We start from the raw sequence: 16300 nt of genomic DNA, 5'->3' as shown, positions 1-16300 counted from the left end.
ATAACTCGTAAATTTATGGTTTAGTGCCGACAAAAAACGCCGAATTTATAGCTTGGATCACTACGGGCGCAACCCAAGCCCCAAGACGCGCTAAAAACGCCTTAGAAATTATACGTAAAACCTAGATTAAACGTTCGCGGGTCGCCGTAGACCATCTTGTTGTTTCCGATGCCCTCGAAGTATTTTTTATTAAACACGTTGTCGATATTTAGCTGGATGTCGAAATTTTTGCTTATCTTGTAGCCAAACATCAAATTTGCCAGCGTGTAGGCCTTTTGCGTGATTTCGTTTGCGCCGCTACCGACGTAAATTTTACTTTTATACTGCACTCCCGCGCCCGCTCTAAAGTCCGCTATAGAGTATTTGGCAAAGAGGTTTGCCGTAGTGCGCGAGCTTTCGGTATCAAATTTCTTGCCGTCGGCGTCCTTAGCGTTAAAGTGAGTAAGTCCAAGACCTAGGCTTAAATTTTGATTTATCTCGCCGTTTACGTCCACCTCAAAGCCCTTGCTCGTTACGCCTTTTTTAGCTTCGTATGCGTCAGTCGTAGTGCCGGGGATCTTTTGTCCGGTTTTTGCGCCTAGCTTATCTTGCACGACCTTAAATACGCCAAAAGAAGCCGAAAGCGCTCCGTCAAAATAATCCCCCTTTATGCCCAGCTCATAGTCTTTGCCTTGGATCGGATCTAGATATTTGCCGTTGATATCCTTTACGGTTTGAGGTTTAAAGATACTCGTGTAGCTAGCATAAAGAGTGTGATTTTCGCCGATATCGTACGTGATGCCTAGATACGGCGTGATTTCTTGAGTGAAATTTCTATTTCCGTTGCCGCCTGTTATGCGGTACTTATAGTAGCTCATCCTGGCTCCCAGCAAAAACTTTAGCTCGTCCGTGATTGAGAATTTATTAGCCAAATATACGGCCTTTTGCACCGTCTTATCGGCGTTGTTTTGATCGGCGTAAGGGAATCTCGGATCGTCGATATGAAGGTTTTTAAAATCTATCCTAGTGCGTGCCGAGTAGGCTAGACCAGCCGGAGTCGTACGATTTAACCAATAACTACTGACCTTGTCGGAGCTGTTTTGGTAGTTGTTATACATAGCGCCGAAAACCACCTCGTGAGGCAAGCTAAACGCTTCGTAGGGCATATTTACGTAGGCGTCTACGTTGTGGATATTTTCTTCGCGTTTGTTTGCGTAGGCGCTAAGCCCGCCGATGTCGCCCGTGTCGTCTAAATTTATCTTGCCGCCGTAGTAGAGCAAATTAGTATCCGTATTTGCGCGGCGGAAGGAGTAGGAGAGATTTAGGCTGGCTTCGTTTTCAAAATAGTGCCTAAAATCGGCATAAACATCAAAAGTCTTGATATCCCACCTAGTCCAAGGCTGCGAAAAAATTTCGTTTTTACCAAACTCACGCCTAACGTCGTTTTTGTAAAACGCAGGCATTCCTCCCCAGCGTACGCCGTGACGCTTTAGCTCCTGATAAAATGCGCCCAGGCTAAGCCACGAACTATCCATGATATCTGCGTCCACTACGCCGTAGATAGCGGTGTTTTTACGGTTATAGTAGTCCATATACGAGCGAGACTTCTCGTGCATAAAAGACGCTCTAGCCCGCACGCTGCCGTCAGCAGTCACTGGGGTCTGCACGTCGCCTGAGACGCCGTATCTATCGTACGAGCCCGCGCTTAGTTTAAAATTTCCCGTGAGTTCTTTAGAATTTGCTCTTTTTCGGATGAAATTTAAACTAGCTGCCGGATTGCCGGCACCCGCTAGCAGGCCGTTTGCGCCCTTTACGACTTCGACGCGTTCATAGGGCAACATGCTCATATCGTTTGCGCCCAGGCTAAATCCGCCGAAGCTTGGCATCGAATCAAGCAAATAATAATCTATCTTAAAGCCCCTTGCCGTAGGATATACGCGCTCGTCCCACTTGCTAAGCGTGACGCCCGGGATATTTCGCAAAAGCACCTGATAGTCGTTGATATTTTGATCCTTTAGCCTAGCCTCCGTTATGACGGTTAGCGACTGAGGCGTCTGGCGCGAAGTGAGGTCTAGCCTCGTGGTGCTTTTTACCAGCTCTTTGGCGTTGTATTTGACGTCGTCGCGCCTTTGCTCGCTAGTTACCTCGACGGCCTGCAGCGTCTCTTTGCCCGCTGCGTTCTCGCCGTTTTGTGCGGCTAAAATTTGAACCGATGCGAGCAAATTTATCGCCGCAACCGAAAACAAAATTTTATTTTTCATCTTTTTCTCCTTTTAAAATTTGATCTTTTTATCCATAAATAAATCCCCGAAACGCTAAGCGCAAGCGGAGCTAGCCCGCACAAAAACCAAAAAAATCTAGTCGCAGAGTTATAATCGCCGTAGTGAGCGCGCCTAAACGTCGATAAAAACTTATCCGTTTTGCTTGCTAGCTCGATATCTTTTACGTCGATTAAATTTGCGCTATTTTTATCGTAAGAAACGGTGCTTGAGTACTGGCTATGAAGGAAGCTTTGACTCGGTTTTTGCCCGTAAAGAGTGATATTTGCGCCCTCAAAAAACGGAAAACTAACGTAATGCGTCTTAAATCCTGGCATATCCGTGGCCGCTTTTTGCACAAGGGCGTCGATTGAGATATTTTTATCGTAAATTTGCGGACCGATTACGAATTTAGAGTTATCAAAAGGCGGCATAAACATAAACCTAAGCTCCCACCAAGTACCGCTAAGCGCGACCGCAAAGATAACGGGCGTCGAAAAAACGCCGATAAATTTGTGCGAATCGCTCATAAAAACCGCCATTCGCGCAAACCGAAGGCGCAGTAAATTCGCCCAAAAATTTCGGTAAACGATAAAGCCGCTAATCGAAATAATAAAGGCAAAAATCGCCGTCAGACCGAGCAAAATTTGACCGCTTTTTTCAAGGAGTAAATTTTCGTGAAGCTCGGTGATAACCCCGATAAATCCGCTATCATGCGGCACGAGGCCGCTTTTTATCTCGCCGCTAAATGCGTCTAAATATACGCACGCCCACTCTTTTTGGCCCGCACCGTGAGGCAGTAGCCAAATTTTGTCCGTTTTTTGGGGATCTACGTCGATATTCCAACCTACGATCTCGTGCCTTGGATACTCTTTTTCTATTTTTTCTCTTAGCTCGTCAAATTTTAATCTACTTTTCTGCTCGGTTTTATCGCTATTTTTTGCAACGTATATGACGCCCGGCATTAATAAATTATTTATCTCATCTTTATAAACCAAAACAGAGCCCGTAAAGCACGCGACGACTAAAGGAATGCAAAATATCAGCGAAGCGTAAGTGTGAATCTTATACATAATCTTTTTGCTAAATATATTCACGTTTAAAATTTGCCCTTTTAAAATTTCTTTAAACCGGCGCGGATTTTAGCATTTTAATAATTAATAATTTCTAAAACCATTATCAAATAAATAAGGAATATATATTTTGCGCTAAATATTTAAAAACAGGGTTTAGTAGAGGCAGACGAATACAAAACGACAAATTTGTTACGTTAAATTACGGAAATCAATTTAATGTGGTCTCAAAGCAAAATCAGCTTTTTAGTTTAAACAAAACCAGCGCCCAACGGTAGAGCAAACGTCGAGCGCAAATTTGATGCAGGTCTCGCCTAAAGCAAGCTTAAATTTAAGCCCTAAATTTCCTCTCTTTTATAAATTTTACTCACGAATTTATCTATCTTATACGCCGCGCCAAAGAGCGCGGGCACTACTAGCAGCGTTAGCAGCGTCGAGCTAATAAGCCCCGAAATGATCGAGATCGCCATCGGGGAGTTGCCCTCGTATCCGGCACCTCTGCTAAGAGCTAGCGGCAGCATAGCAAATATCATCGCAAAAGTTGTCATCAGTATCGCTCGCAGTCTTTTAACTCCCGCGCGCACGATGGCTTCGTTTAGCGGCGCGCCCTCGTTTGCGTATCGGTTGGCAAAATCCACGACCAAAATCGCATTTTTACCCACCATACCAAAAAGCAAGATCGCGCCGACCATGACGAACAAGCTAAATGAGTTGCCGCTAAGGTACAGCCCGACCGCCACGCCGCCAAACGCCAGCGGCATCGAGATCATGATGATGAGCGGCAGCACGAAGCTCTCGTAAAGCGCGGCCAGGATCATATAGATGAGCACGACGCTAAGGCTGATCGTAAATACAAAGGCCGCGTTCGTATCGTTCATCATCTCGATAAAGCCCGTCATCACGTAATCAAAGCCCTCGGGCAAAATTTTACCGATATTTTCATCTATGCCTTTTTGTACGGCGCCCAGCGGGACGTTATCCACGTTTGCCACGATCCTGATCTGGCGCTGTTTGTTAAAGCGGTTTATCACGGAAAAGGTCTTATTCGTCTTAAACTCCGCCACCGCGCTTAGGCTTATACTCTCGCCGTGGGCGTTTTTGATCTTTAGTTTTTGCAGTGCCTGCGCGTCCCTGCGGTACTCGTCGTCAAACCTCAGTATCATATCGTACTGCGCGTCGCCGTTATCAAAGCTACCTAGCCTGTTTTGCCCAAACGACGCGTATATCACCTGCGCAACCGCGCTAGGATCGACGTTTAGGCGTTTAGCTTTGTCTTTATTTACGCTGATTTGTAGCTCGTTTATCTTGTCTTCGTTATCGCTGCCCACATCCGTCGTGCCCTCGATAGCGCGCACCATCGCTATGGCTTTAGGCAAAATTTCATCTAGCTTTTCCAAACTATCGCCCGTGATCGTTAGCTGCACCGGCTCGCTGTCGCTACCCGTATCGACGTAGGGTATCTGTAGGACTTTGACGCTGAGATCTTCAAATTTAAGCTTCTTTCTATACTCGTCCATTATCTGCGTTTGGCGCTCTTTTCGCGACTCAAAGCCCTTTAGGCGGACGTAAATTTTAGCCTTATACGCGTCCTTTGAGTCCGTATAGCCAGCGATCATATAGGAGTACTCGACGCGCGGATCGCTATCTACGGCGCGCACGACCTCGCCGGCTCTAGCGCTCATAGCCTCGACCGAGATACCAGGGTTTGCCTTTAAAAATATCTCAAACTGTCCCTCGTCCTCGACGGGCAAAAAGTCCATACCGACCTTGCCCGCTAGGCTCATACAAAGAGCCAATACGCCGAAGGTAAGGATAACAAACGCGGTTTTAAACCTCAAAATAAGCTTCAAAAGCCGCTCGTAACCGCTCTCAAGCGCCTCAAATACGGGCTCCGTCACGCGGTAAAATTTACTCTCGCCCTCGCTCAAAAATCTCGCCGCCAGACTAGGTATCAGCATAATGCAAACCAAAAACGACACCACGATACCGCCGCTCACGCTCATACCAAAGGAGTTAAAATACTGCCCGACGATGCCCTCCATAAAGGCAATCGGCACAAAAACGCAAAGCAGCACCGCGCTAATGCTAAGCACGCTAAAGGCTATCTCGCGCACGCCCTCGAAGCTCGCTTTTAGCGGATTGCTCTCGCCTTCTTGCATCTTTTTGGAGATATTTTCCACGACCACGATCGCATCGTCGATAAATATACCGATACCAAGCGTGAGAGCCAGTAGCGTGAGGCGGTTTAGATCAAAGCCCAAAACGTCGATGATGAAAAACGTCCCCACGATACTAGCCGGGATCGCAAGCGCGGCGATGATAGTCGCGCTAAAGCTTCGCAAAAAGAAAAAGACGATGACGACGGTGAGCGCGACGCCTAGCATCATGTCGAATTTGACCTGATTTATGTGCTTTAGGATGCTTTCGCTCTTTTCATAAACCCGCTCTACTTCGTAGTTTTCGCCCAGTCTTGCCGCTAGTTCGCCCGTTTTAGCCTTGAGCGCGTTTACCGTCTCGATCGTGTTTGCGCCGCTTACTTTTATGGCGTCAAGCAACACTCCGCGCTTGCCGTTATACATCGCTACGGCGTCGGTGTCGTGATGAGATAGCTCTATGCGCGCGACGTCTTTTAAAAACACGTCTTTTTGCAGGCGGATCTCCTCTAGCTCTCGCACGCTTTTAGCGTCAAATTCGCTCTTTAAAAATATCTCGAATTCGCTGTTTTCCAGCTTACCAAGCGGCGCTTTTAAATTTTGCGATTTGATTATATTTATGACCGAGGCTGCGGTCAGGGCGTATTTATCAAGTTTAAACGGATCAAGGTAAATTTTGATCTCAGGCTCCAAAAAACCCTTGTCATCGACCTTACCAACGCCTTTTACGCGCTGCAAAAACGGCTTTGCCTCGTCTTTGACCGCTTGCATGAGCGCGGTTAAATTTTCGTCCTTGCGGCTAACGAAAAAGCTCGCCACCTTGCCGCTGTCACTGTTGATTTTCTCTATCTCGGGCTGGGCGTCAAGCTTTGCCTTTGCGACCTTATCGCGCACGTCGTTTGCGGCGACGTCGATGTTTTTCTTGAGATTAAACTCGACCAAAACGATGCTGAGGTTATTAAACGTATACGACCTAATCTTTTTGATACCGTCTATCGTCGAGACCTCGTCTTCGATCTTTTTAGTGACCCTGCTCTCGATGAGGCTCATATCGCCCGGCGCGTAGGTCGTGATCTTAACCAGCGGGATGACGACTTCGGGAAAGAGATTTACCGGCATCCTAAAAAGCGACATCGCGCCGAAAAATACGAGCGCTACGAAAAACATCAGCGTCGTAATCGGGCGATTTATGGCTAGTTTATACATTTCGCGCCTTCGCTAAAACTGCCTTTTGCGTCAAATTTACCCGTCCGCTCTGCTCCATAAAAAGCGTTTGGCGTTTGGCGGCAAGCAAAAATTGCGCCGTGTCAAATTCGGCGTTTAAATTTATATCTCGCTGTTTATACGATAAATTTGACCCGCTCATCAAATTTGCATTTTTCGCAGCGGAGTCAAATTTAACTACATTCGCCAAATTTGAGCTCAAATTTATCTCGCTTTTCGTTTGCGACATTAAATTTGAAAACCGCGCTACGCTGAAGCTAGTTTTTTCTACGTCAAATTTCGCGCCTGCTAGCCCATCGTTTTTAAAGCCTTCAAATTTATGCCCAAATGTTTTATTTGCGTCCTCTTTTTTAGGCTCGGTATCCGTTTCAATCTGTGAATCTGAGACGATATATCCCTCGCCAAAAAGCCCCGGCATCAAATTTCGCGCCCGTACTTCGGCGTAAATTTTGCCGTTTTTCGTGTCGATAGTCGGATAGATGAGGCTGATCTCGCCGCGTCTTTCCTTATTTTCGCCGTCTAGTTTATAGACAAATTCACTGCCGATTTTCACGCGGTCTTTAAATTTTTCATCAAAGCTAAGTTTGAGCTTCACGTCCGGATACGAAAAGATCGACATCAGCTTTTGTGCTACGCCGCCAACACCCTCGCCGACCTCGATGCTCTTGCCTGAGATCGTCCCGTCAAAAGGTGCTAGTAGTCGCGTGTCTTCTAGCCGCTTTTGCGCCAAATTTAGTGCCAGATGCGCTCTGTTTTCGGCTAGCGCTGCATTTTTAAAATCAAACTCCGCATTTTCAAAAGCCTGCTTCGAGCTCACGCTTTGAACGAGCTTAAATTTATCCAGCACGCTTTTTGCGTGGGCTTTTGCCGTCTGCGCGCTCTCTAGATCGTTTTGAGCGAGTTTTACGGCTAGCTTTTCGCTCTCGTTTTCAAGCTCGAGCAGCACGTCGCCGCGCTTTACCGCAGAGCCGATTTCTACGTTTATGCTCTTTACGATACCGACGGCCTTTAGCACGAGCTGCGCGTCTTTTGCGGGCGCGACGTCAAAACTCGCGTAGATCCTATCCTGTGCGTAAAGCGCAACCGCCGCACTCAGTAAAAAAAGTAAAATTTTATTCATTTGCGCTCCGTTTTTTCGATATTTTCGGCGATTTTGCCGCCGCGCTCGTATAGATACTCCGCTTTTTTGATCTCAAATTTACTCTTGCTTAGCTCCAGCGCGCTGCCTGTGCTAAAGTTCTGCGCGGTCGCGTTTAAAAACTCGACGTATCCAAGCAGCCCGGCTTCATACTTTTTGCTAACGGCATTTAGCGAGGTTTGTGCCGAGTTTAGCGCGCTTTTACCTGCGGCGATCTTTTGCTCGAGCGTCTTTAGGTCGTTTTTGATATTTGCTAAATTTAGCTCGTTTTGCAAGCGCTTTTGATCCAGATTTAACTTCGCTTGCAGCGCGCTTATACGCTTTATCTCGCGCTGCTTTTTGTTTGCGCCAAAATCAAACGCCTTCCAGCTAAAGCCCAAAATCAGCTCATTGGTGTTTAAATTCGGCTTAAAAAAATCGTCGAAGTACGGCTCCAGCGCGCTTCTATACTGCGCGGGCAGCAAGTTTCTATCGTAATGCGTGCGCATAAAGGTGTAGGTGTTTTTGATGAAAATTTGCGGGTTCGTCTCGGACGCGGTTATTTTTTCGTCCTCAAGAGCCGCGGCGAAATTTAACCTAAGCGCCTCAAGCTCGGGCTTTTCGTTTTTTTGTGGCGCGAAGTCCTCATCAGCAAGCGCGATCCTAGAGCCCGCCACAGGCTCGATATCTCTGCCCGTTAGCGCGTAAATTTGATTTTTTATCTCGTTTTGATTTTGCGAAATCTCGAGGCGTTCGGCCAGCGCCATGGCGTATCTAGCGTTTATCGCTTCATACTCGCTCTCGTCGCTAAGCCCCGCGCGGTAGTATTTTTCCAGCCTATTTAGCGCGTTTTTTAGGTAGTTTATCTCGCTCTCTTTTGCCAGCGCAAGCTCGTCCAGCGACAAAAAGCTAAAATAAAGCTTGGTTGCGTTAAATGCAAGCAGGTTTTGATACTCCTCGTTTTTTAAAATTTCAGCCGCGCTAAGGTGCGAAAGCGAGCTTAGCAGGGCTTCTCTTTTGCCGCCGTCATAAACGGCAAGCTCCAAAATAGCTCTTGCCGTGGCGGCTCTTTGCGGCCGCAGGACGTTTATGTCGCCGCTTAAAAAGCTGTATCCGCCCTCAACCCTGAGGCTTGGCATATACGCACTCTTTACTGCGTCCTTTTGCAGTTGCGCTTTTTGCGGTTCGTAGTTTGAAATTTGAGCTAAATTTGAGCTCTGCGCGGCCAAAATCAGCTCGGGCAAATTTCCTTCAGATTTAGCCTCCAAACCGCCTAAAAAAACGCAAAAACTCAAAAATATATAAATTTTTTTCATCCAAACCCTTCCCTGTTAGCTCTGGGCGGCGCGGGCTAAATTTGAGCGGATTTGCCCGCCCGGGGCCTGGCGCCGTAGGTAAAATAAAATGAAAATTTAAGCGGCGCGCGGAGCTTTTTTAAGATTATAGCGATAAAAAACCTAATGAAAGCTTTTAACGAGGTTCATGACGAGCAAATTCCACCCGTCTACGAGCACGAAAATAAGCAGCTTAAACGGCAATGAAATCATCGTCGGCGGTAGCATCATCATACCCATCGCCATGAGCACGGAGCTAACAACCATATCGATGACCAAAAACGGCAGATAGAGCAAAAATGCGATCTCAAACGCCGTTTTCATCTCGCTGATCATAAACGCGCTCATCACGACCGTAAGCGGGATATCGTCAAAGCTTTGCGGGTTTGGCATATTTCTGATGCGTAAAAACAGCGCCAAGTCCTTCTCGCGGGTATTTTTTATCATAAACTCGCGAAAAGGCTTCACGCCGCGCTCAAAAGCCTCTTGATAGCCGATTTGTTCGCTTAGATAGGGCTGCACGCCCGCTTCGTAGGCTTTCTTGCCTACAGGCTCCATGATAAAAAACGTAAGCACCATCGCAAGGCTAATAAGCACCGTAGAGGGCGGCATCTGCTGCGTGCCCATCGCCTGTCGCAAGAACGAAAAAACGATAATGAGCCGCAAAAAGCTAGTCATCATAAAAATGAGCGAAGGAGCGAGCGTAAGGACGGTTAGGACCAGTAAGACATTTAGCGAGCTAACTAGCTGAGTGGGTGTAGTAGGCGCGCTCAGGCTGAGATTTACGGTCGGGATCGTGACGTTATCCTCGCCGATCGCGACCGCCGCAAAGATAAAAAACAGCAAAAACGTCAGTTTTTTCAAATTTACTCCTGCGCGTCCAGTATGCTTTTTTGCGTTTTGGCTTTATCGTCTAAATTTAACGAAACGAAGTGTATCTCGACCCTGCGGTTTTTCTCCCTGCCCTGTTCGGTGAAATTTGTCGCAAACGGCTCAAATTCGGCCTTTGCGGATGCGGTTAGCTTTTTAGGATCGACTCCGTCTTTGATGAGCTCGCCAACTACGCTGATAGCTCTAGCCGACGATAGCTGCCAGTTGTCTTTAAACTCGGTAGACGCGGGCTGCTCGCTATCGGTGTGGCCGATCACGTTTGCTACGACGTCCGGGGGTAGCTTGGCTATTACCATCGCGATACGTTTTAAAAATAGCAGCGCATCGTCGTTTTGTAGCTTGGCGCTATCTTTTGCAAAAAGTAAATTTGCGGGTAATCTAATCACAAATCCGCTCTCGCTCTCCTCAAACGTGATTTCAGGCGAGCCACTAGCGTGCAAAAGCTCGTTGATAGAGCGCAGCGTCTGCTCGAAATTCGACTTCACGCCCGTGCGTTCTTTATTTGAGGTGGCATGGTCGTCTTGGTTTTGCTCGGCGCTGACGTCTGGCTTTGCTCCGCCCTCAAGTACGCCTAGCGCTCCGTTTAGCGAGCCGATCGCGGCCTCTAGCTTCTTTGCGTCCATCGTACTCATCGAAAGAAGCAGTACGAAAAAGCAAAGCAGAAGCGACATCAAGTCGCCAAACGCTGCGAGCCACTCGGGTAAGCATTTGGGGCAATCGCTTGGATCGATTAACTTTTTAGCCATTTTTTCTACTTATCAAACTGACTAACGCGGTCTTTAGGCGGCAAAAACGATAGTAGCTTCATCTCGAGCGTCCTAGGGTTGTCGCCTGCCTGGATAGCCATTATGCCCTCTAGCATTAGCACCTTTGCCGTGCCTTCGTCCTTGTCGCGGATACTTAGGATGTTTGCTACGGGCGAGCCTAGGATGTTTCCTATCATCGCTCCGTAAAGCGTCGTGATAAGAGCGACCGCCATCGACGGACCGATAGCCGAAGGATCGGACATGTTCATAAGCATCGCAACCAGGCCGATGAGCGTACCGATCATACCCATCGAGCCCGCAAAACCCGCGATTTGTTCGAAAATTTTGATATTATCGCCGTGCCTCGAGCTAGCCTGCTCCATATCTATCTCAAGTAGAGATCTGATGGCGTCCGGTTCGTTGCCGTCAACCGCCATAGATAAGCCTTTTTTTAGAAATGGATCGGTTTCGTTATTTGCGTCGCTCTCAAGCGCCAAGATACCGTCGCGGCGAGCTTTTGTAGAGTAATCGACCATTTTTTTTACGATTTCGGGCAGATTATAGGTTTTTGGTTTTGCGGCAATACCGTAAAACGTGCCTAGCTTTTTTATCTGCTCCATCTTAAAGCCGATCATCAAAGCGCAAATCGTACCGCCAAAAACGATCAAAACCGAGGGAATATCGATATAAGCTCCGATTCCGACGCCCATTTGCATCGAACCAAGCAAAAGCACCATAACAACTATCCAACCGACGACGCTACCTAAATCCATCTTGAACTTTCCACCTATAAAATTTGGTTTGTATTTTAGTTTTTTTTAGTTGAAAAAACAGTTAAACTCAGGCTAACTATTTGCAAAATACGTTCCAAACCGGCATAATTTTTTTCAAAAACCGCATTTTGGTTTAAATTTCGATTTTTGCGCGCTTTGGGCGATAAAATTTATCCTAACGTTTAGGCGCGATTTTAGGCATAAATTCGGCTGATAAGGCGGCAAATCTACCGCCTTTACTAGAGTTAAATTTGATCTATTTTAAGGTAAAATTTTAAGTATTGAGGCGCAAAGCTAGGCTAAGCTCTTTTTGGCTTAAACGCCCTTTTTGCGGTCATGTAAAATCCGCTAAATATAAAAAGCACCATCAAAAGCGAAACCGCCGACCACAAAATTTTACCCGCAATTCCGAAAAAATATCCCGTATGCAGCTGATAGTTCGCGCTTTTTACCATACCCGCCGTTATGCCGCTCGTTTGCTTTTGCTCCGCCATCTTGCCCTCTTTTACGTCTACGGACGTCATTTCAGGAAAAGCCGTACTAGGCGCATCGGGCTCGTAGTATCTGATGTTTATCTTATCTCCGGCTGCTAGCATCAAGCTAAGTTCTTTATACTCAGTGCCGCTTGATTTAAATATCTCGTAAGCTCTCTGCGCGTCGCTAAATTTATACTCGGCGCTCTTTTTAGCCTCGTCTTTTACGGGACCCGGCTTAGATTCGCTTTGGGGCATATTTTGCGAACTGACGAAAAGTTTTATTTCCATATCGCTATACCAGCGGTACGACCATGTTAGACCCGTTAAACAGATAATTAGATAGATTACCGCGCTTAAGGCGCCTAGGCTCGTGTGCAGGTTGTGAAAAAGGGCGTATTTTTTGAGCTTAAAATTCGGCGTGATAGCTGCGGAAAATTTTTGCTTAAGGCGCGGAAAATGCAACCAAACGCCGCTTATCACGAGGATTATCATTGCGACCGTGCTTGCGCCTACTATTTGCTTGCCGACCTCGCCAGCGGTTTTATTGCCCGTTAGCGCAAGGCCTAAATTTCGGTGCAGCGACATAACCGTGCGCACGAAAGCGGTGCCGTAGTCCTTGCCGATTATTTGCGCGGTATAGGGATTAACCAAATACGCTTCGCTCCTGTTAGCATAAATTTTGACCGCTTCGTTTTCGCTTTTTTGCAGCACCAGCCTTGCGGGCTGTTTGACGCCCGTTTGCTCGCTAAAGCTTTGCAGGATTTTCTCCACGCTTAGCATTTCGCCGGTTTTTTCGACCTTGACGGAGTTTAAATTTATAAGCTCCTCAAGCTCGTCTTGATACGACAAAATCGCGCCCGTAACGCCGATAAGTAGTAGCGGAATAGCAAAAATAATCGATAAAATCAGGTGGAGATTAAACAAAAATTTATTTTTCCTGAGCATTTTTTTAAAAAATGAAAACAAACCGTATCCTTTATTGTAAATTTGATTTTGATTATGCTAAAAGGTCGTGATTATATTGTTTAATCCTTAAGATTTTGTTAATCGCAAAAACCTTAATCCCGCATTTAGCAAATTTGAGATAAAATCGCTCAAATTTAAACAAGGAAAAAAGATGAGCGATATCGGCGTAGTGGTGCTTGCCGCGGGGCTTGGCACGAGGATGAAATCAAGCAGACCAAAGGTGCTTTTCGAGCTTTGCGGAGAGCCGATGATTATCCATATTTTACGTAAGGCTTATGAGATCAGTAGCGACGTGAGCGTGGTTTTGAGCTATCAAAAAGAGCTAGTGGAAGCCAAAATCAAAGAAATTTTTCCTCAAACTAAAATTTACGAACAAAATTTAAAAGAGTTCCCCGGCACTGCGGGCGCGCTAAAAAACATCCCGCTAAATAGCGAAAAAACGCTGATTTTGTGCGGAGATATGCCGCTTATCAAAACCAACGACCTAATCCGCCTAAGCGCGGGCAACTCAGACATCGCGCTAAGCGTTTTTGAGGCCGCAGACCCCTACGGATACGGTCGCGTGATCATAAATAACGGCAAAGTAGAAGCCATCGTCGAGCAAAAAGACGCGACCGAGACGCAAAAAATGATAAAAAGCGCAAACGCCGGCTGCTACTGCTTTAAAAGCGAAGTTTTACGCGAAATTTTGCCTCTCATCGGCAACGAAAACTCGCAGAAAGAATTTTACCTAACCGACACGATAAAAATCGCAAACGAGCGCGGTCTAAAATGCTGGGCCGTCAGCGTCGAAGAGCAAAATTTCATGGGTATAAACGACAAATTTCAGCTCAGTGTCGCAGAAAATTTGATGCAGGACGAAATCAAGAAAAATTTAATGAAAGCGGGCGTGCTAATGCGTCTGCCAAATAGCGTCTATATCGACTCTAGAGCAAAATTTGAAGGCGAATGCTTCATCGAAGAAAACGTAAGCATCATCGGAGAGTGCCTCATTAAAAACTCCGTCATCAAAAGCGGCTCGGTCGTAGAAAACTCCGTCGTCGAGGACTCGGACGTCGGCCCTCTAGCGCACCTGCGTCCAAAATGCGAGATCAAAAACACTCACATCGGAAATTTCGTCGAGCTAAAAGCAGCCAGGCTAAACGGCGTCAAGGCAGGCCACCTAAGCTATCTGGGCGACTGCGAGATAGGCCCTGGCACAAACGTAGGCTGCGGCACCATCACGTGCAACTACGACGGCAAAGCCAAGCACAAAACGATAATCGGCAAAAACGTCTTTATCGGCTCGGACACGCAGCTCATAGCTCCCGTAAAAGTCGGCGACGACGTGCTAATCGCCGCGGGCAGCACCGTAACTAGCGATGTACCAAGCGGCGCTCTAGCCATTAGCCGCACAAAACAGGTAAATAAAGAAGGCTTTTTTTATAAATTTTTTAACGGCGCAAAAAGCGACGAAAATGCTAAAAAATAAAAAAATTTTGCTCGCGGTTTGCGGCAGCATCGCGTTTTATAAGGCTTATGAAATTTTATCCGCGCTAAAAAAAGAGGGCGCGGACGTGCGGGTTATGCTTAGCGACGGAGCGCTCAAATTTTGCTCGGAAGCAGGCTTTGAAGCGCTGTGCGAGCATAAAATTTTAACCTCGCGCACGGAGAGTTGGCGGGACGGGCTAAATCACATCGCCTACGCCAAAACCGATATGATCCTCATCGCGCCGGCCTCCGTAAATACGATAAATAAATACGCAAGCGGGATCTGCGATAACGTCTTTTTGCAGACGCTTATAGCCTCGGACGCGCCCGTTTTGATAGCGCCCGCCGCAAATAACAAGATGCTTGAAAATCCCGCCACGCGAGAAAATATCGAAATTTTACGTAAACGAGGCGTAAATTTTATCGATCCCGTGGAAAAAATCTTAGCCTGCGGCGACGTCGGCAAAGGCGCGCTGGCAGACGTTTCTACGATCGTTTGCGAAACCAAAAGGATGCTAACAAAGCCAAAATTTAAAGGACAAAAGGTGATCGTCACGGGCGGCGCCACGAGCGAAAAGATCGACGATGTAAGAGCCGTGACCAATCTATCTAGCGGCAAGACGGCAAAAGCGCTGGCGGACGCCTTTTACTACGCGGGCGCGGACGTGACGCTCATAGCTAGCTTTGAAACGACTAACGCGCCCTACAAAACGCTAAAATTTCAAAGCACGGCACAGCTAAAAGATCTGCTACGCGCAAATTTGACGGACGCAAATTTGCTCGCGATGGCGGCTGCGGTTAGCGATTACGCTCCGAAAACCAAATTTGAAGGCAAGCTAAAAAAACAAGACTTAGGCGAAATTTGGCGGCTTGAACTAGCGCAAAACGAGGATATTTTGGGCTCTTTGGCGGATTTTAAAAACGTCAAAAAAATCGGCTTTAAAATGGAAACGGACGCCGCAAACGCCATGCAAAACGCAAAAAATATGCTTGAAAAAAAGAGCCTAGACGCAGTTTGCCTAAACGTGCTTGGCGGCGAGGTAAATTTGGGCTCGGATAGCACGCAAATAACCTTTATCACGCATCGAGGCGCGCAAAACATCGCGCTAACGTCCAAAGAGGACGCGGCGCGGCAAATCGTAAATTTAGCAAGCACGCTATGATAAATCCCGTCTCGCGAGTGCAAAAAATCGCAAGCGGCGGCGCAACCGCGGCTCTAAACGCGAGCCTGCCCATCAGCATCAAAGTCGCCGAAAAGACGGGCTACAATCGCTACAATCTAAAAATGGGCAACAAAATTCTAAGCACGAAAAGTATGAAAAGCCTCGACGTGAACGGCGAATACTGGGGCGAAATCGCAAGCGGCACCGAAAATATCGTGATAAGAAATCTCTTTAAAAAGCCGAGCTTATCATACGCCGCGCCCGAGGGACTTGCGCTAATAGAGCGGCTGATAAGCGAGCCCGATCTAAACTGGTTTTATGAATATATATTTAACAATCTTAGCGCGGCAGACTCGCGAGAAACGTTTGAAAATCTAGCTCAAATGCTGCTTGCACTGCAAAAAAATATTATTAATATTTCGTTTGTTTATAACGGCGCAAAAGGCGTTTTTCAGATGAAATTCGAGGACGCCCGCACGAGTCAAATTTACCTCGTTTTTTCAAATTTCGCTCCGATTATTTTTACGCTAAAAGGCGCCAAAATAATCAGCGCACAGACGCCGTTTGACAAGGTCGCTAGGCTCTTGCGAAATGAATTTGACTGCGAAGCGCAAACGACGCAAAACATCGCCGCTTTTTTTGATCCAAGCGGCAAAATAATTGATTTTAAGGGCTAA

At 46.8% G+C, this 16300-nt stretch carries 12 protein-coding genes; 3 read left to right on the top strand and 9 right to left on the bottom strand.

Annotation, left to right across the window (positions count from 1 at the left end):
* Window positions 1-101 precede the first annotated feature (101 nt).
* The 9 genes from Q0218_RS07090 to Q0218_RS07050 all read right to left on the bottom strand — a co-directional run bounded on the left by Q0218_RS07090 (window position 102) and on the right by Q0218_RS07050 (window position 12990).
* The gene (locus Q0218_RS07090) at window positions 102-2240 is read right to left on the bottom strand and encodes a TonB-dependent siderophore receptor (RefSeq protein WP_297968009.1); all 2139 of its coding nucleotides are present in this window, start codon (window positions 2238-2240) and stop codon (window positions 102-104) included.
* Window positions 2237-3310, bottom strand: a complete 1074-nt coding sequence (locus Q0218_RS07085) for a PepSY-associated TM helix domain-containing protein (RefSeq protein WP_297968007.1) — start codon at window positions 3308-3310, stop codon at window positions 2237-2239. The genes Q0218_RS07090 and Q0218_RS07085 overlap by 4 nt, the downstream gene beginning before the upstream one ends.
* 338 nt (window positions 3311-3648) lie before the next feature.
* Window positions 3649-6669, bottom strand: coding sequence for an efflux RND transporter permease subunit (locus Q0218_RS07080; protein ID WP_297968004.1), 3021 nt, complete (start codon window positions 6667-6669; stop codon window positions 3649-3651).
* Window positions 6662-7807: an efflux RND transporter periplasmic adaptor subunit gene (locus Q0218_RS07075; protein ID WP_297968001.1), complete on the bottom strand. Its 1146-nt coding sequence runs from the start codon at window positions 7805-7807 to the stop codon at window positions 6662-6664. The genes Q0218_RS07080 and Q0218_RS07075 overlap by 8 nt, the downstream gene beginning before the upstream one ends.
* Complete coding sequence (locus tag Q0218_RS07070) at window positions 7804-9120, bottom strand: TolC family protein (protein WP_297967998.1); 1317 nt, start codon at window positions 9118-9120, stop codon at window positions 7804-7806. The genes Q0218_RS07075 and Q0218_RS07070 overlap by 4 nt, the downstream gene beginning before the upstream one ends.
* Window positions 9121-9261: 141 nt before the next feature.
* Window positions 9262-10002: a flagellar type III secretion system pore protein FliP gene (gene fliP, locus Q0218_RS07065; RefSeq protein ID WP_297967995.1), complete on the bottom strand. Its 741-nt coding sequence runs from the start codon at window positions 10000-10002 to the stop codon at window positions 9262-9264.
* A gap of 2 nt (window positions 10003-10004) precedes the next feature.
* Window positions 10005-10775, bottom strand: a complete 771-nt coding sequence (locus tag Q0218_RS07060; RefSeq protein WP_297967991.1) for a flagellar motor protein MotB — start codon at window positions 10773-10775, stop codon at window positions 10005-10007.
* Window positions 10776-10780: 5 nt separating this feature from the next.
* Window positions 10781-11548, bottom strand: a complete 768-nt coding sequence (locus tag Q0218_RS07055) for a motility protein A (RefSeq protein ID WP_297967989.1) — start codon at window positions 11546-11548, stop codon at window positions 10781-10783.
* Between the two features lie 299 nt (window positions 11549-11847).
* A complete protein-coding gene (locus Q0218_RS07050; RefSeq protein ID WP_297967987.1) occupies window positions 11848-12990 on the bottom strand; it encodes a PepSY-associated TM helix domain-containing protein in 1143 nt (380 codons plus the stop codon).
* 151 nt (window positions 12991-13141) lie between these two features.
* Here Q0218_RS07050 and glmU point away from each other — a divergent pair, with 151 nt between their 5' ends.
* Genes glmU through Q0218_RS07035 form a run of 3 tightly spaced genes read left to right on the top strand, consistent with a single transcriptional unit; the run spans window position 13142 to window position 16300 of the window.
* The gene (gene glmU, locus Q0218_RS07045; RefSeq protein ID WP_297967985.1) at window positions 13142-14461 is read left to right on the top strand and encodes a bifunctional UDP-N-acetylglucosamine diphosphorylase/glucosamine-1-phosphate N-acetyltransferase GlmU; all 1320 of its coding nucleotides are present in this window, start codon (window positions 13142-13144) and stop codon (window positions 14459-14461) included.
* Window positions 14448-15623 carry a bifunctional phosphopantothenoylcysteine decarboxylase/phosphopantothenate--cysteine ligase CoaBC gene (gene coaBC, locus Q0218_RS07040; RefSeq protein ID WP_297967982.1) on the top strand — a complete coding sequence of 392 codons (1176 nt, stop codon included), beginning with the start codon at window positions 14448-14450 and terminating at the stop codon, window positions 15621-15623. Before glmU ends, coaBC begins: the two co-directional genes overlap by 14 nt.
* Window positions 15620-16300 (top strand): hypothetical protein, encoded by a 681-nt coding sequence (locus Q0218_RS07035; RefSeq protein ID WP_297967979.1) that lies wholly within the window; start codon window positions 15620-15622, stop codon window positions 16298-16300. The genes coaBC and Q0218_RS07035 overlap by 4 nt, the downstream gene beginning before the upstream one ends.

Source organism: uncultured Campylobacter sp. (genome assembly GCF_938039245.1).
In the GTDB taxonomy this organism is placed as follows: Bacteria; Campylobacterota; Campylobacteria; order Campylobacterales; family Campylobacteraceae; genus Campylobacter_A.
This window is presented reverse-complemented; position numbering and strand designations above follow the sequence as displayed.